Raw genomic sequence first — 15,808 nt, forward strand, 5'->3', positions numbered from 1 at the left:
GCTTAGCGGTCCACGTCGGCCATAACGAAATCGATACTACCCAGGTACGCAATCAGGTCCGCGACCATGCTGCCTTTGATCACCGAAGGGATCTGTTGCAGATGCGGGAAGCTCGGAGTACGGATCCGGGTACGGTAGCTCATGGTGCCGCCGTCGCTCGTCAGGTAATAACTGTTGATGCCCTTGGTCGCTTCGATCATCTGGAAGGATTCGTTGGCCGGCATGACCGGGCCCCACGAAACTTGCAGGAAGTGCGTGATCAAGGTTTCGATGTGCTGCAGCGTGCGCTCTTTCGGCGGCGGCGTGGTCAGCGGGTGATCCGCCTTGTACGGGCCTTCCGGCATGTTGCGCAGGCACTGGTCGATGATCTTGACGCTCTGGCGCATCTCTTCGACGCGAACCATGCAGCGGTCGTAGGCATCGCCGTTGGCAGCCAGCGGTACTTCGAACTCGAAGTTCTCGTAGCCGGAGTACGGACGCGCTTTACGCAGGTCGAAGTCGCAACCGGTGGAACGCAGGCCGGCACCGGTGACGCCCCATTCCAGGGCCTCTTTGGTGTTGTACTGGGCAACGCCGATGGTACGACCTTTGAGGATGCTGTTCTGCAGCGCGGCCTTGGTGTATTCGTCGAGGCGCTTCGGCAGCCATTCAACGAAGTCTTTCACCAGTTTTTCCCAGCCGCGCGGCAGGTCGTGGGCAACGCCGCCGATGCGGTACCAGGCCGGGTGCAGACGGAAACCGGTGATGGCTTCGATCACCGTGTACGCCTTCTGGCGGTCGGTGAAGGTGAAGAACACCGGAGTCATGGCGCCGACGTCCTGGATGTAGGTACCCAGGAACAGCAGGTGGCTGGTGATCCGGAAGAACTCGGCCATCATGATGCGGATGACGTCGACCTTCTCTGGCACCTTGATGCCGGCCAGCTTCTCGACCGAGAGCACGTACGGCAGGTTGTTCATCACGCCGCCGAGGTAGTCGATACGGTCGGTGTACGGAATGAAACTGTGCCAGGACTGACGCTCGGCCATCTTCTCGGCGCCACGGTGGTGGTAACCGATGTCCGGAACGCAATCGACGATCTCTTCACCGTCCAGTTGCAGGATGATGCGGAACGCACCGTGCGCCGAAGGGTGGTTCGGACCCAGGTTGAGGAACATGTAGTCCTCGTTCGGGCCGGAGCGCTTCATGCCCCAGTCTTCAGGACGGAAGCGCGCGGCTTCTTCCTCGAGCTGTTGCTTGGCCAGGTTCAGGCTGAACGGATCGAACTCGGTGGCGCGCGCCGGGAAGTCCTTGCGCAGCGGGTGACCTTCCCAGGTCGGCGGCATCATGATGCGCGACAGGTGCGGGTGACCTTTGAAGTCGATGCCGAACATGTCCCAGACTTCACGCTCGTACCAGTTGGCGTTCGGCCAGATGCTGGTGACGGTCGGCAAGCTGAGGTCGCTCTCGGACAAGGCGACCTTGATCATCACGTCACTATTACGTTCCAGCGACATGAGGTGATAGAACACGGTGAAATCGGCACCGCCCGGCAGCCCTTGACGCTTGGTGCGCAGACGCTCGTCCACGCCGTGCAGGTCATAGAGCATGACGTACGGCTTGGGCAGGTTGCGCAGGAAGGTCAGGACTTCGACGAGCTTGGCGCGAGCCACCCACAGCACCGGCATGCCGGTGCGGGTCGGCTGAGCGGTGAACGCTTCGGCGCCAAAACGGTTGTTCAGTTCGACGACCACATCCTGGTCGTCTGCCTTATAAGGCGGGATGTACAGAGCACTGCCTGTAGTCATGGTTATTTTTTCGCTTTCGGTCAACGTAAAGAATGAAGCCAGCTTCTCGTTTCTATGAAACAGACTGGATCAGACTTCGTCAGGGCTGCGCAGGTTGGTGACTGCGATTCGCTGTTCGCGGCGCTGTTCCTTCTGCGAAGGCATGTCGGCGCGATAAACGCCTTGATCGCCAACGACCCAGGACAGTGGGCGACGCTCCTGGCCAATGGATTCCTGCAACAGCATCAAGCCTTGCAGAAATGCTTCTGGACGGGGCGGGCAGCCAGGTACGTAGACGTCAACGGGCAGGAACTTGTCCACCCCCTGAACCACGGAGTAGATGTCGTACATGCCGCCGGAGTTGGCGCACGAACCCATCGAGATCACCCACTTGGGCTCGAGCATCTGCTCGTACAGGCGCTGAATGATCGGCGCCATCTTGATGAAGCAGGTCCCGGCGATAACCATGAAGTCGGCCTGACGCGGTGATGCCCGGATAACTTCGGCGCCGAAGCGCGCGATGTCGTGGGGCGCCGTGAAGGCGGTGGTCATTTCCACGTAGCAGCACGACAGACCGAAGTTGTACGGCCACAGGGAGTTCTTACGTCCCCAGTTGACCGCGCCACTCAGCACGTCTTCCAGCTTGCCCATGAAAATGTTTTTGTGGACTTGATCCTCTAACGGATCGGAAACGGTTTCCCGCTGGCCGATCGGATACTGCTCGTTAGGAGCATCGGGGTCGATTCTGGTGAGATTGTATTGCATTGCCAAAGCCTCATTGTTTCAGCTTCGCCTGCCGCTTGCGACGAGCTTCCGGAGCCCAGTCAAGGGCGCCCACTCGGAACAGGTAGACAAGACCTGCCAACAGAATTGCTATGAAAACGAGAGCTTCGACGAATCCGGTCCAGCCGCTTTCGCGGACGGACACAGACCATGCAAAGAGAAAGAGGGCTTCGATATCGAAGATCACGAACAGCATCGCGACCAGATAGAATTTGGCTGAGAGCCGCAAGCGGGCGCCACCGGTAGGTAGCATGCCGGACTCGAACGGTTCGTTTTTGCTGCGGCCCCAGGCTTTTGACCCGAGGAGGCTGGAGACGCCGAGCATGAAGGCACACAGGCCGACTACACCCAGAAGGAAAATGGCAAAGCCCCAGTTGTGGGCCATGAGTCCTGTCGCTTCGGGCATGCTGGAAATCCTTAACAGAGAGCAAAGGTCTCTGAGCTTGATAAAGAAATAAGGCAGTGACGATATGTCGCAGCAATCAATCGCGCTGATTTTATGGCTAAACACCCTGCAAGTAAAATTCCTATAGCGAAATTATTTATTGGAATAAGGACATAGCACACCTCGAAGGGCCCGCAGCCCATGCGTTGCGGGCATTAGCCGGGATTTCACGAATTATGTTTTGTAGGAAATGTAACGAACATAGTTGTCGCTAAATGATAATTGATATCGTTTGCAGAGGTTTCGTAACTGTTTAACAGGTCAGTAGTTGGGAAGTTGTCTTATATGCGCGTTACTGCAAGTAGCGGCGGCGCCCGTTTTAGCCGATTTTTGCGATGCGGATACCGCTCTGGATCAATGTTTTACCTGACAGGCTTTGCCAATTCCTGAGGTGCCCGGAAAACCGCAGGCAAAAAAACGCCCCGAACCAGTCGGGGCGTCAGTTTTTCGGCAGTGCGGTTAGCTTTCTATACGGTCCGCAAAGGCCGCTCGCTCAGGCGAAGTCGATCAGTGGAACTGTTCTTCTTCGGTCGAACCGGTCAGTGCGGTTACCGAGGACGTGCCGCCCTGGATCACGGTGGTCATGTCGTCGAAGTAGCCAGTGCCCACTTCCTGCTGGTGAGCCACGAAGGTGTAACCCTTGGCGGCGTCAGCGAATTCCTGCTCTTGCAGCTTCACGTAGGCAGTCATGTCGTTGCGGGCGTAGTCGTGCGCCAGGTTGAACATGCTGTGCCACATGTTGTGAATGCCGGCCAGGGTGATGAACTGGTGCTTGTAACCCATGGCGGACAATTCGCGCTGGAACTTGGCGATGGTCGCGTCGTCCAGGTTTTTCTTCCAGTTGAAGGAAGGCGAGCAGTTGTACGACAGGATCTGGTCCGGGTATTCCTTTTTGATCGCTTCAGCGAAACGACGGGCTTCTTCCAGGTCCGGCTTGGCGGTTTCGCACCAGATCAGGTCGGCGTACGGCGCGTAGGCCAGGCCTCGGGCGATTGCCTGGTCCAGACCTGCACGAACCTTGTAGAAACCTTCCTGGGTACGGGTGCCAGTCACGAATGGCTGGTCGTACGGATCGCAGTCGGAAGTCAGCAGGTCGGCAGCGTTGGCGTCGGTACGGGCCAGGATGATGGTCGGAACACCGGCAACGTCGGCAGCCAGACGAGCAGCGGTCAGCTTCTGCACGGCTTCCTGGGTTGGCACCAGCACCTTGCCGCCCATGTGGCCACATTTCTTCACGGAAGCCAGTTGGTCTTCGAAGTGAACGCCGGCGGCGCCTGCCTCGATCATGCTCTTCATCAGCTCGTAGGCGTTCAGTACGCCGCCGAAACCGGCTTCGGCGTCAGCCACAATTGGCGCGAAGTAGTCGATGTAGCCTTCGTCGCCCGGGTTCTTGCCGGCTTTCCACTGGATCTGGTCGGCGCGACGGAACGAGTTGTTGATGCGCTTGACCACGGTTGGAACCGAGTCCACCGGGTACAGCGACTGGTCCGGGTACATCGATTCGGCGGAGTTGTTGTCCGCCGCGACTTGCCACCCCGACAGGTAGATCGCCTGGATACCGGCTTTGACCTGCTGCACAGCCTGACCGCCGGTCAGGGCGCCCATGCAGTTGACGAAATCTTTCTCTGGGCGGAAGGACGGCTTGGCACCCTGGGTGACCAGGTTCCACAGTTTTTCGGCGCCCATTTTTGCAAAAGTGTGCTCTGGTTGAACCGAGCCACGCAGACGGACGACGTCAGCAGCGGAGTAATTGCGAGTCACGCCTTTCCAGCGCGGGTTTTCAGCCCAGTCTTTTTCAAGGGCTGCAATTTGCTGTTCGCGTGTCAGTGCCATGGAGATAAACCTCGTCGCGTCTTTATGAAAAGTTGTTCTGCGGTGGAAAATTCCTTGCGCTCGCTGACCAGAAGCTTAGGTGGTCAGGTCGGGTTCGGCGGGGCAGGCGACGGGATGAACGATGAGCTCGAGGGGAGGTGAGCAGGTAAAGGCGAACTGGTGGGCGCATTCGGGCGTCGTGGGCCTTTATACGAACGACAGTGTAAAGCCGGGTTACCTAATTACGCTTCCGTCCCTCGGGACAACTTCGTTCCAGTCGGCAACCTCGTCAAACACGCCTTGTGGGCGGTACAGACACGAAACGGCTCGCGGGGATGGTTGCGAGCAGCGCTTCGAAGGCCCTTGCCAGGGCCTCTGATTAGCGGGAGCGAGGCCATCATGCCTTCGCTTTTTTGGCTCGTCAAACGTTTTGTAGTGCTTTTTTTCAAGCACTACATCTTTCGTCTAATACGACTAATCAGTCAGTTTTTGGTGCTTTAGTCCAGCGTGTCGACTTTCACCCGCAACGTCATGTCATCCCGGCCTTGAGTAGAGTAGCTGCGGGCCAGGCCCTGTTTGTCGGCCTGGGTCTGGCGATTCACGCCGGCGAGGGTGATCCATTCACCCAAGCGTCCGGTGACGGTTGTGTCGGTGCTTTGCACGTTCACTACATCGGGACGTTCCTGGCTCATGCGGTCACGGTTGGTACTGATGGCCAGGTGAACGGTTTCGCCGGTGACGCTGGCGGTGACGTAAAAACCCTGGGTGACGTTGCGATATTGAGTCTGGCTGCTGTAATCGCCGTAGGAGTTGGTCTGGCTGCTGGTGATCGGCACGCTCTGGCCGACCTGGATCAGTGCCGGAGCACCTTCGCTGGCCTGGATCTGCTGAATGCCGCCGTCACGGCTGGCAGTGCTTCGACTGATGATGCGGGTTTGCGCGCCATTGACTGAATAACCTTCGTCGCCACGACCGTTGTTTTCGTTGGTGTCGACCGTGATCAGCAAGCGCTTGGGCGCGGTGTCGAGCTGTGAGAGCAGATCCTTGAGTTCTTCGATCTTGCCGGGCTCGGCCTTGACGATCAGTTGGTTGCCATAGGCGCTGACCTGGCCGTCCTTGCCGATGAAGTCCTGAGCCACCGGCAGCATGTCGGCGCTGGTGTGGTACTTGAGGGGCACGATTTCTGTGGCTGCCATCACCGAAACACTGCAGCCGAGCAGCAGGGTGGTGAGCAGGGTGCGTAGGGACATGTCCGTTATCTCCGCTTTCGAAAGGCTTGATATTGCCAGTTTGTCGGCCCAGGGTGGGGCAAGTTGAATCGTAGACAGCAAAACGCCCCGGCATCCGAAAATGGCAGGGCGTTTTGTGGTGTTCTGGAGGGCCTCTTCGCGAGCAAGCCCGCTCCCACATTGGATCTCTGCCGAGCACAAAATCTGTGTTCGCTGGAGGTCTCCTGTGGGAGCGGGCTTGCCCGCGAATGCCGCGACGCGGACTTATGCCGAGTGACGAACCATGTCGACATGCGGAATCCCGGCTTCGAGGAATTCCTCGCTGACCAGGTTGAAACCCAGGCGCTCATAGAACGCCGTGGCCTGTACCTGGGCGCTGAGCATCTGCTGCTTCAGGCCGCGTGCTTCCGCTTCGGCAATCACCGCTTGCATCAGCGCATCGCCGACCTTCAGGCCGCGCCAGTCCTTCAGTACCGAAACCCGGCCGACATGCCCGTCGGGCAAGAGGCGGGCGGTGCCGATCGGAAAATCGCCTTCGAAAGCCAGAAAATGCACCGCCGTGGCGTCATCGGCGTCCCACTCAAGCTCGGGTGGAACCGATTGTTCGGCAATGAACACCGTTTCGCGAATGCGGCGGATCTCGGCGTTGTCCTTTTGCCAGTCTGCAACACGTACGCGAATCTTATTCATCGTCGGCGAACCCCAGGCTTCCCTGTTTGACCAGTTCGCACAGCAGGCCGCGACCGTCTTCGTCGCTCAGCCAGTCACCGAGGTTATCGGTGTGCAGGGCGTCGGCGGAGCAGATCAGCTTCAGCAGTTCGCGCAGCTTGCCCGGCAGGTAGCGGCTCTGGCCGCTGGCGAACAGCAGCAGGTCGTCATCGACGTCCGACCACGCCAGGCGTGCGCTCGGGTTGCGGATCAGGATGGCGCCGTCTTCGAGCGCGCCAAGAAGGTCTTCTTCCTCGACTTCTTCAGGGCCGACCACCAGCTCTGGATAACGTGGCTCGGTCATGTACTGGCCGAACCAGGTCAGCAGCAGGCGCTCATCGCTCATGTGCTCGGCGAGCAGTGCTTTCAGGCGGCCGAGTGCATCGTGCTGGATCTGATGTGGATCATCGCTGACCGGTTTTGCATCGGCGTCGGTGTAGCGCTCTTCGTCAGTCAGGAACTGGCTGAGGAAGTCGGTGAAGTGGGTCAGCACTTCAGCGGCGCTCGGTGCACGGAAGCCGACCGAGTAGGTCATGCAGTCATCGACGGCAACGCCGCAGTGAGCCAGGCGTGGCGGCAGATAAAGCATGTCACCCGGTTCCAGCACCCACTCTTCGGTCTCGTGGAATTCGGCGAGGATGCGCAGGTCCGCGTGTTGCAGCAGCGGGCTTTCGGAGTCGCACATCTGGCCGATTTTCCAGTTGCGCTTGCCGTGGCCTTGCAGCAGGAACACGTCGTAGTTGTCGAAGTGCGGGCCGACGCTGCCGCCCGGGGCTGCGAAGCTGATCATTACGTCGTCGACGCGCCAGCTCGGCAGGAAGCGGAAATTTTCCAGCAGCTCGCTGACTTCCGGCACGAACTGATCGACTGCCTGCACCAGCAGGGTCCACTCACGCTCCGGCAGTTTGCTGAATTCGTCTTCGGCGAACGGGCCGCGACGCAGTTCCCAAGGACGCTCGCCGTGCTCGATCACCAGACGCGATTCGACTTCTTCTTCCAGGGCCAGGCCGGCGAGTTCGTCGGCGTCGATCGGGCTTTCGAAATCAGGAAATGCCTGACGGATCAGCAGTGGTTTTTTCTGCCAGTAATCGCGCATGAATTCGCGCGCCGTAAGACCACCCAGAAGTTGAAGAGGAATATCGGGATTCATATGTAACCTATTGAAAAAAAGCATTTTTCAGACGGGAATAAAAACGCCCGGCGCGGCCGGGCGTCTCAAACGGGTCAAACGGTCGATCAGATGCGTTTGGCTTGCTCTACAGCGTTGCCGATGTAGTTGGCCGGGGTCAGTTGCTTGAGTTCGGCTTTCGCTTCGGCCGGCATGTCCAGGCCATCGATGAAAGTCTGCAGCGCTTCAGGGCTGATGCCCTTGCCGCGGGTCAGTTCTTTCAGCTTCTCGTACGGGTTTTCGATGTTGTAGCGGCGCATCACGGTCTGGATCGGCTCGGCCAGGACTTCCCAGCAAGCGTCCAGATCGGCAGCAATCTTGTCGGCGTTCAGTTCAAGCTTGCTGATGCCTTTGAGGCTCGCTTCGTACGCGATCACGCTGTGGGCGAAGCCGACACCGAGGTTGCGCAGCACGGTGGAGTCGGTCAGGTCGCGCTGCCAGCGGGAGATCGGCAGTTTGCTCGCCAGGTGCTGGAACAGTGCGTTGGCGATGCCCAGGTTGCCTTCGGAGTTTTCGAAGTCGATCGGGTTGACCTTGTGCGGCATGGTCGACGAACCGATTTCGCCGGCGATGGTGCGCTGCTTGAAGTAACCCAGGGAGATGTAGCCCCAGATGTCACGGTCGAAGTCGATCAGGATGGTGTTGAAGCGCGCAATGGCGTCGAACAACTCGGCGATGTAGTCGTGCGGCTCGATTTGCGTGGTGTACGGGTTGAAGCCCAGGCCCAGCTCGTCTTCGATGAAGGCGCGGGCGTTGGCTTCCCAGTCGATCTGCGGGTAGGCCGACAGGTGGGCGTTGTAGTTGCCGACAGCGCCGTTGATCTTGCCCAGCAGCGGAACGGCAGCAACCTGAGCGATCTGGCGCTCGAGACGGTAAACCACGTTCGCCAGCTCTTTGCCCAGGGTGGTCGGCGAAGCCGGCTGGCCGTGAGTGCGCGACAGCATCGGCACGTCGGCGAAACGGATGGCCAGTTCGCGGATGGCGTTGGCGGTCTGGCGCATCAGCGGCAGCATCACGTCATCACGACCTTCGCGCAGCATCAGGGCGTGGGACAGGTTGTTGATGTCCTCGCTGGTGCAGGCGAAGTGGATGAATTCGCTGACCTTGGCCAGCTCCGGCAGCTTGGCCGCCTGCTCCTTGAGCAGGTATTCGATCGCTTTGACGTCGTGGTTGGTGGTGCGCTCGATCTCTTTCACGCGCTCGGCGTGCTCCAGCGAGAAGTTTTCGGCCAGTTCATTCAGAACGGCGTTGGCTTCGGCGGAGAAGGCTGGCACTTCCGGGATGCCGGCGTGAGCGGCCAGGCGCTGGAGCCAGCGCACTTCAACCAGAACGCGGGCACGGATCAGACCGTACTCGCTGAAAATTGGGCGCAGGGCCTGGGTTTTGCCGGCGTAGCGGCCGTCAACAGGGGAAACCGCAGTGAGCGAAGAGAGCTGCATGGGGTGTTCTCGGACAGTCGGGCAACGAAATGGGGCGCGTATCATACATGAAAAAATCCGCCGGTCCGTCGCCAACTGACCGGCGTATTACGCGTTACAGGCTACAAAGCTTTTATTGCGCGGCGATTTACTCGCTGCGCATCAACGGATACAGCTCTTTGAGCAATTTGCGCCGGCTCACGACCAGCTGCCAGCGGTGACCGCCGAGCTGGCGCCACAGCCGCGCCGAACGAATGCCGGCGAGCAGCAGGGCGCGGATCTTCGAGGCATTGCTCGGCTGCTGCAGGTTGCGCATGTCGCCGTGCACCTGAATGCGCTGGCGCAGGGTGCTCAGGGTGTCCTGATACAGAGCACCGCAGGCCGCGATCACGTTTTCGTGGGCCGGGCCGAAATGCTCGACCTGTGACTGGATCTGCGGCAAACGCTTGCCAATCACGTCGAGCATGTCGTTGCGCTTGGCCAGTTGCCGCTCAAGGCCGAGCATTGACAGGGCGTAGCGCAACGGTTCGCGCTGCAAGGTGCTAGGGTCGCGCTCGAGGGCGCCGATCAGTGCGCGGTAACCCTCGCGCAGGTTGATATCGTCGCCGCCGTAAACATCCAGCGTGTCTTTCGGGTCACGAACCAGCAGGCTGCCGAGCATGCAGCTCAGGCCGGCCTCGTTGGTCTGGCCAGTCTTGGCGATCCGGTCCACCAGCACGGCGGCGAGAAACACGCCACCCAGAGCGGTCAATTGCTCCTGAGTCGGGCTCATGCCTGGCCGCTCCACGGCTCGGCGACTTCGATCACGCCGCCACCGAGGCAGATTTCACCGTCATAGAACACCACCGACTGGCCCGGCGTGACTGCGCGTTGCGGCTCGTCGAACACGGCGCGATAGCCGGTCGCGGTTTTTTCCAGGGTGCAGGCCTGATCGCTCTGGCGATAACGAACCTTGGCGGTCAGGCGCAATGGCTGGCTCAGATCGATCGGATTGACCCAATAGATTTCCGAAGCGAGCAGGGCGCTGGAAAACAGCCACGGATGGTTGTTGCCCTGACCGACGATCAGCTCGTTGGTGTCCAGATCCTTGCGCAGCACGTACCACGGTTCGTCGCCGGCGTCTTTCAGGCCGCCGATGCCCAGGCCCTGGCGTTGACCGATGGTGTGGTACATCAAACCGTGGTGACGGCCGATGACTTCGCCTTCGGTGGTCTTGATCTCGCCCGGTTGCGCCGGCAGGTATTGCTTGAGGAAATCGCTGAAGCGACGCTCGCCGATGAAGCAGATCCCGGTGGAATCCTTCTTCTTGGCGGTTGCCAGCTCGTATTTCTCGGCAATTGCACGGACTTCCGGTTTTTCCAGTTCGCCGACCGGGAACAGGGTCTTGGCGATCTGTTCGCCGCCGACGGCGTGCAGGAAGTAGCTCTGATCCTTGTTCGGATCCAGGCCCTTGAGCAGCTCCGTGCGGCCGTCGATGTCGCGGCGGCGCACGTAGTGACCGGTGGCGATCAGATCGGCGCCGAGCATCATGGCGTAGTCGAGGAACGCCTTGAACTTGATCTCGCGGTTGCACAGGATGTCCGGGTTCGGCGTGCGGCCGGCCTTGTATTCGGCCAGGAAATGCTCGAACACGTTGTCCCAGTACTCGGCGGCGAAGTTGGCGGTGTGCAGCTTGATACCGATCTTGTCGCACACGGCCTGGGCATCCGCCAGGTCGTCCATGGCGGTGCAGTATTCCGTTCCGTCGTCTTCTTCCCAGTTCTTCATGAACAGGCCTTCCACTTCATAGCCCTGCTCGATCAGCAGGAGAGCGGAAACGGAAGAGTCCACGCCGCCGGACATGCCGACAATGACGCGCTTCTTGGATGTGTCAGAAGGGGCTGGATCACGCATAGGGATTCAATGAGTGTCTTGAAAAAGGACGCGATTCTATCAGGCTCACGGCCTCAAGGCTAAAGGGAAGGGCGGATCAGTTCGAGGCCGAAGCGATTGCCGGCCAGATAATCGTCGATGCAGCGGATGATCAGCTCGCTGCGCCAGTTATCGCGCTGGGCCAATAATTCGTCGCGGGTCAGCCACTTGGCGCCGACGATGCCGTCGTCCAGTTGATAATCCGGGTGGTGTTTCACCGCTTCGGCGCTGAAGCATACCCGCTGGTAAGTCACGCCGTTGCTCGGGGCGGTGTACAGATAAATGCCGATGACGGCGGTGGGTTCGACGTCCCAGCCGGTTTCCTCGAGGGTTTCGCGCACGGCGGCTTCGATCAGGGTTTCGTCCGGATCGAGATGGCCGGCCGGCTGATTGAGCACGTTACGCCCGGCTTTGTGTTCCTCGACCATCAGGAAGCGGCCGTTGTCCTCAACGATAGTGGCGACAGTGATGTGGGGGAGCCATTGCATTGATTGAATCTCCTGGGCGAAAGGCAGAAACACAAACCCCGGCGCATGGCCGGGGTTTGTGATGTTCCCTTTACAACCTTAAACCAGCGCAGCGATGGCCGCATTGAAGGTTGCGCTTGGGCGCATGGCCTTGCTGATCAGCTCGGCGTCGGCGTGGTAGTAACCACCGATGTCCACTGGCTTGCCCTGAACGGCGTTGAGCTCGGCGACGATGGTCGCTTCGTTCTCGGTCAGGGTCTTGGCCAGAGTTGCGAACTGCGCTTGCAGTGCAGCGTCTTCGGTCTGGGCGGCAAGGGCTTGTGCCCAGTACATCGCCAGGTAGAAGTGGCTGCCGCGGTTGTCGATGTTGCCGACTTTGCGCGATGGCGACTTGTTGTTGTCGAGGAACTGGCCGGTGGCCTGGTCCAGAGTCTTGGACAGTACCAGCGCTTTCGGGTTGTTGTAGTTCACACCCAGGTGCTCGAGAGAAGCGGCCAGGGCCAGGAATTCACCCAGCGAATCCCAGCGCAGGAAGTTCTCTTCGACCAGTTGCTGCACGTGCTTCGGAGCCGAACCGCCGGCGCCGGTTTCGAACAGGCCACCGCCGTTCATCAGCGGCACGATCGACAGCATCTTGGCGCTGGTGCCCAGTTCCATGATCGGGAACAGGTCGGTCAGGTAGTCGCGCAGTACGTTGCCGGTCACCGAAATGGTGTCCTTGCCTTCGCGGGTGCGCTGCAGGGTGTACTTCATGGCGTCGACCGGGGCCATGATCTGGATGTCCAGACCAGCGGTGTCGTGATCCTTCAGGTAAGCCTGAACCTTCTCGATCACCACGCCGTCGTGGGCGCGCATCGGGTCCAGCCAGAAAATGGCCGGGGTGCTGCTTGCACGAGCACGGTTGACGGCCAGTTTGACCCAGTCCTGGATCGGCGCGTCTTTGGTCTGGCACATGCGGAAGATGTCGCCGGCTTCAACAGCCTGCTCCATCAGCAGGGTGCCTTTGCTGTCGGTCACGCGAACCACGCCGTCGGCCTTGATCTGGAAGGTCTTGTCGTGGGAGCCGTATTCTTCAGCCTTTTTGGCCATCAGGCCAACGTTTGGCACGCTGCCCATGGTGGTCGGATCGAAAGCGCCATTGGCTTTGCAATCTTCGATCACCGCCTGGTAGATGGTGGCGTAGCAGCGATCCGGGATCACGGCCTTGGTGTCGTGCAGCTGGCCATCGGTGCCCCACATCTTGCCGGAGTCACGGATCATGGCCGGCATCGAAGCGTCGACGATAACGTCGCTCGGCACGTGCAGGTTGGTGATGCCTTTGTCGGAGTTGACCATCGCCAGCGACGGACGAACGGCGTAGACCGCTTGCACGTCAGCTTCGATCTGGGCTTGCTGCTCGGCCGGCAGGGATTTGATGCGGGCGTACAGGTCGCCGATGCCGTTGTTCAGGTTGAAGCCGATTTCGGCCAGCACGTTGGCGTGCTTGGTCAGGGCGTCCTTGTAGAACTCGGCAACGATCTGGCCGAACATGATCGGGTCGGAGACCTTCATCATGGTGGCTTTCAGGTGAACCGACAGCAGCACGCCTTGTTGCTTGGCGCTGTCGATTTCAGCGGCGATGAACGCGCGCAGGGCCTTTTTGCTCATCACGGAGCAGTCGAGGATCTCGCCCGCCTGAACGGTGGTTTTTTCTTTCAGGACGGTGGTGGTGCCGTCTTGGGCGACCAGCTCGATTTTTACGGTGTCAGCGGCGTCGATCAGGGCCGCTTTTTCGCTGCCGTAGAAATCGCCGGTGCTCATGTGAGCGACGTGGGACTTGGAGTCCTTGGCCCAGGCGCCCATTTTGTGCGGGTGCTTGCGAGCGTAGTTCTTGACCGACAGCGGAGCGCGACGGTCGGAGTTGCCTTCACGCAGAACCGGGTTCACGGCGCTGCCCTTGACCTTGTCGTAGCGCGCCTTGGCGTCTTTGTCGGCGTCGCTGGTCACGGTTTCCGGGTAGTCCGGCAGGTTGTAGCCCTGGGCTTGCAGTTCTTTGATCGCGGCTTGCAGTTGCGGAACCGAGGCGCTGATGTTCGGCAGCTTGATGATGTTGGCTTCAGGCGTAACGGCCAGGTCGCCCAGTTCGGCGAGGTGGTCGGCTACGGCTTTGTCGCCCAGTTGCTCGGGGAAGCTGGCCAGAATACGTGCTGCAAGAGAGATATCGCGGGTTTCCACGGCGATATCGGCCGAGGCGGTGTAAGCCTCGATGATCGGCAGCAGGGAATAGGTGGCGAGGGCTGGAGCTTCGTCGGTGAAGGTATAGATGATCTTCGAGCGGGTGGGCATATTCGGATTAACTCTCTCTTCTTTGCTAAAGCGTGCGCAGAAACTCGAGGGGCGCCGGGTAAGCGCGTTCGTTCAAAGTCATCCATGAACCGAATGTCGAGAATCTTCGCGGTGATGTTGGGTGCATCAGTAGAGCGTCAAGCAGTCGGACTGCGGTAACAACCCGACCAATCAGGCGGAAAGTCTCGTGCTAGAGAGGCCAGCCGTCGTGACCCTTTGGTCAGCGGGCGGCATTATACATAGGTAGCTGGCAATCTGCCGATGGTTCATATGCAACGATTCTCGTCCATTGGTCTAAAGGTCGCAGGCCGGGGTGGGGCGTAGAGTCGCCGTGAATGCTTGAGATTGGCGCTTTTCCCTTTGCTTTCAGGCTTGTACGAACCGAGATGTGGTCGCGCCCGGAACAGAGGGTTTGCGTGTTGATTTAACTGGGTTACGCTCGAACCAAGCCAGATGTTCAATCCAAACAATGGAGTTCAGCATGGGTTACAAGAAGATTCAGGTTCCAGCCGTCGGCGACAAAATCACCGTCAACGCAGACCATTCTCTCAATGTCCCTGATAACCCGATCATTCCCTTCATCGAAGGTGACGGCATTGGCGTCGACGTCAGCCCTGTGATGATCAAAGTGGTTGATGCTGCCGTAGAGAAAGCCTACGGGGGCAAGCGCAAGATTTCCTGGATGGAGGTTTATGCTGGCGAAAAAGCGACTCAAGTCTATGACCAGGACACCTGGCTGCCCCAGGAAACTCTGGACGCCGTCAAGGATTACGTGGTCTCCATCAAGGGCCCGCTGACCACTCCGGTCGGTGGCGGCATCCGCTCCCTCAACGTTGCACTGCGCCAACAGCTCGATCTCTATGTCTGCCTGCGCCCGGTGGTGTGGTTCGAAGGCGTGCCGAGCCCGGTGAAAAAGCCCGGCGACGTCGATATGGTGATCTTCCGCGAGAACTCCGAAGACATTTATGCCGGTATCGAATGGAAGGCCGGCTCGCCTGAGGCCACCAAGGTCATCAAATTCCTGAAAGAAGAAATGGGCGTCACCAAGATCCGTTTCGACCAGGACTGCGGCATCGGCATCAAGCCGGTTTCGAAAGAAGGCACCAAGCGTCTGGTGCGCAAGGCCCTGCAATACGTAGTGGACAATGACCGCAAGTCGCTGACCATCGTACACAAGGGCAACATCATGAAATTCACCGAAGGTGCCTTCAAGGACTGGGGCTATGAGGTGGCGAAGGAGGAATTCGGCGCCGAGCTGCTCGACGGCGGCCCATGGATGAAATTCAAGAACCCGAAAACCGGCCGCGAAGTCGTCGTCAAGGACGCCATCGCCGATGCCATGCTCCAGCAGATCCTGCTGCGTCCTGCCGAGTACGATGTGATCGCCACCCTCAACCTCAACGGTGACTACCTGTCCGACGCCCTGGCGGCGGAAGTGGGCGGTATCGGTATCGCGCCGGGTGCCAACCTGTCCGACACCGTGGCCATGTTCGAGGCGACCCACGGTACCGCGCCGAAATATGCCGGCAAGGACCAGGTGAATCCGGGTTCGGTGATCCTGTCGGCGGAGATGATGCTGCGCCACCTGGGCTGGACCGAGGCGGCCGACCTGATCATCAAGGGCACCAATGGCGCCATCAAGGCCAAGACCGTGACCTACGACTTCGAGCGTCTGATGGAAGGTGCCACGCTGGTGTCTTCTTCGGGCTTCGGCGAAGCGCTGATCAAGCATATGTAAGAAAGACGGCTGCAACGAAACCGCCCGGCTCGAGTGAT

General features: G+C 59.6%; 13 protein-coding genes. 1 reads left to right on the plus strand and 12 read right to left on the minus strand.

Translation table 11 applies throughout. The features are described 5' to 3' along the window. Positions 1-2: 2 nt before the first annotated feature. The 12 genes from nuoC to CAF76_RS20980 form a co-directional block, all read right to left on the minus strand. Positions 3-1,787, minus strand: coding sequence for an NADH-quinone oxidoreductase subunit C/D (gene nuoC / locus CAF76_RS20925; RefSeq protein WP_039767687.1), 1,785 nt, complete (start codon positions 1,785-1,787; stop codon positions 3-5). Positions 1,788-1,856: 69 nt separating this feature from the next. Next, on the minus strand, positions 1,857-2,531 hold the full coding sequence (locus CAF76_RS20930) for an NADH-quinone oxidoreductase subunit B family protein (RefSeq protein ID WP_007951456.1): 675 nt from the start codon (positions 2,529-2,531) through the stop codon (positions 1,857-1,859). A 10-nt stretch (positions 2,532-2,541) separates the two neighbouring features. Beyond that, positions 2,542-2,955, minus strand: coding sequence for an NADH-quinone oxidoreductase subunit A (locus CAF76_RS20935; protein WP_003223812.1), 414 nt, complete (start codon positions 2,953-2,955; stop codon positions 2,542-2,544). A gap of 546 nt (positions 2,956-3,501) precedes the next feature. Further along, on the minus strand, positions 3,502-4,827 hold the full coding sequence (gene aceA / locus CAF76_RS20940) for an isocitrate lyase (protein ID WP_039767419.1): 1,326 nt from the start codon (positions 4,825-4,827) through the stop codon (positions 3,502-3,504). A gap of 476 nt (positions 4,828-5,303) precedes the next feature. Beyond that, positions 5,304-6,056 carry a secretin N-terminal domain-containing protein gene (locus CAF76_RS20945; RefSeq protein ID WP_085648274.1) on the minus strand — a complete coding sequence of 251 codons (753 nt, stop codon included), beginning with the start codon at positions 6,054-6,056 and terminating at the stop codon, positions 5,304-5,306. Between the two features lie 243 nt (positions 6,057-6,299). Then, positions 6,300-6,725, minus strand: coding sequence for a GNAT family N-acetyltransferase (locus CAF76_RS20950; RefSeq protein WP_007951452.1), 426 nt, complete (start codon positions 6,723-6,725; stop codon positions 6,300-6,302). Beyond that, positions 6,718-7,893 (minus strand): cupin domain-containing protein, encoded by a 1,176-nt coding sequence (locus CAF76_RS20955; protein WP_064380698.1) that lies wholly within the window; start codon positions 7,891-7,893, stop codon positions 6,718-6,720. Before CAF76_RS20955 ends, CAF76_RS20950 begins: the two co-directional genes overlap by 8 nt. A gap of 86 nt (positions 7,894-7,979) precedes the next feature. Beyond that, positions 7,980-9,350: an adenylosuccinate lyase gene (gene purB, locus CAF76_RS20960; RefSeq protein WP_085648275.1), complete on the minus strand. Its 1,371-nt coding sequence runs from the start codon at positions 9,348-9,350 to the stop codon at positions 7,980-7,982. A gap of 127 nt (positions 9,351-9,477) precedes the next feature. Next, entirely contained in the window at positions 9,478-10,101 is a 624-nt protein-coding gene (gene hflD / locus CAF76_RS20965) for a high frequency lysogenization protein HflD (RefSeq protein WP_039767411.1), read from the minus strand. Then, complete coding sequence (mnmA, locus tag CAF76_RS20970) at positions 10,098-11,222, minus strand: tRNA 2-thiouridine(34) synthase MnmA (RefSeq protein WP_007951446.1); 1,125 nt, start codon at positions 11,220-11,222, stop codon at positions 10,098-10,100. Before mnmA ends, hflD begins: the two co-directional genes overlap by 4 nt. Before the next feature lie 59 nt (positions 11,223-11,281). After that, positions 11,282-11,728, minus strand: a complete 447-nt coding sequence (locus CAF76_RS20975) for an NUDIX hydrolase (RefSeq protein WP_085612662.1) — start codon at positions 11,726-11,728, stop codon at positions 11,282-11,284. Between the two features lie 78 nt (positions 11,729-11,806). Next, entirely contained in the window at positions 11,807-14,032 is a 2,226-nt protein-coding gene (locus CAF76_RS20980) for an NADP-dependent isocitrate dehydrogenase (protein ID WP_085648276.1), read from the minus strand. Positions 14,033-14,513: 481 nt separating this feature from the next. On the opposite strand from CAF76_RS20980, the gene icd reads away from it, so the two are divergent. After that, complete coding sequence (gene icd, locus CAF76_RS20990; protein ID WP_007951441.1) at positions 14,514-15,770, plus strand: NADP-dependent isocitrate dehydrogenase; 1,257 nt, start codon at positions 14,514-14,516, stop codon at positions 15,768-15,770. Positions 15,771-15,808: the final 38 nt, after the last annotated feature.

Source organism: Pseudomonas sp. B40(2017) (assembly GCF_002112855.1).
Classification (GTDB): domain Bacteria; phylum Pseudomonadota; class Gammaproteobacteria; order Pseudomonadales; family Pseudomonadaceae; genus Aquipseudomonas; species Aquipseudomonas pharyngis.

Coding starts and splice junctions, on each gene's coding strand:
- CAF76_RS20975 (WP_085612662.1), bottom strand. CDS start 11,728: ATGCAATGGCTCCCCCACATCACTGTCGCCACTATCGTTGAGGACAAC.
- icd (WP_007951441.1), top strand. CDS start 14,514: ATGGGTTACAAGAAGATTCAGGTTCCAGCCGTCGGCGACAAAATCACC.
- CAF76_RS20950 (WP_007951452.1), bottom strand. CDS start 6,725: ATGAATAAGATTCGCGTACGTGTTGCAGACTGGCAAAAGGACAACGCC.
- nuoC (WP_039767687.1), bottom strand. CDS start 1,787: ATGACTACAGGCAGTGCTCTGTACATCCCGCCTTATAAGGCAGACGAC.
- CAF76_RS20945 (WP_085648274.1), bottom strand. CDS start 6,056: ATGTCCCTACGCACCCTGCTCACCACCCTGCTGCTCGGCTGCAGTGTT.
- CAF76_RS20935 (WP_003223812.1), bottom strand. CDS start 2,955: ATGCCCGAAGCGACAGGACTCATGGCCCACAACTGGGGCTTTGCCATT.
- mnmA (WP_007951446.1), bottom strand. CDS start 11,222: ATGCGTGATCCAGCCCCTTCTGACACATCCAAGAAGCGCGTCATTGTC.
- CAF76_RS20980 (WP_085648276.1), bottom strand. CDS start 14,032: ATGCCCACCCGCTCGAAGATCATCTATACCTTCACCGACGAAGCTCCA.
- CAF76_RS20955 (WP_064380698.1), bottom strand. CDS start 7,893: ATGAATCCCGATATTCCTCTTCAACTTCTGGGTGGTCTTACGGCGCGC.
- CAF76_RS20930 (WP_007951456.1), bottom strand. CDS start 2,531: ATGCAATACAATCTCACCAGAATCGACCCCGATGCTCCTAACGAGCAG.
- hflD (WP_039767411.1), bottom strand. CDS start 10,101: ATGAGCCCGACTCAGGAGCAATTGACCGCTCTGGGTGGCGTGTTTCTC.
- purB (WP_085648275.1), bottom strand. CDS start 9,350: ATGCAGCTCTCTTCGCTCACTGCGGTTTCCCCTGTTGACGGCCGCTAC.
- aceA (WP_039767419.1), bottom strand. CDS start 4,827: ATGGCACTGACACGCGAACAGCAAATTGCAGCCCTTGAAAAAGACTGG.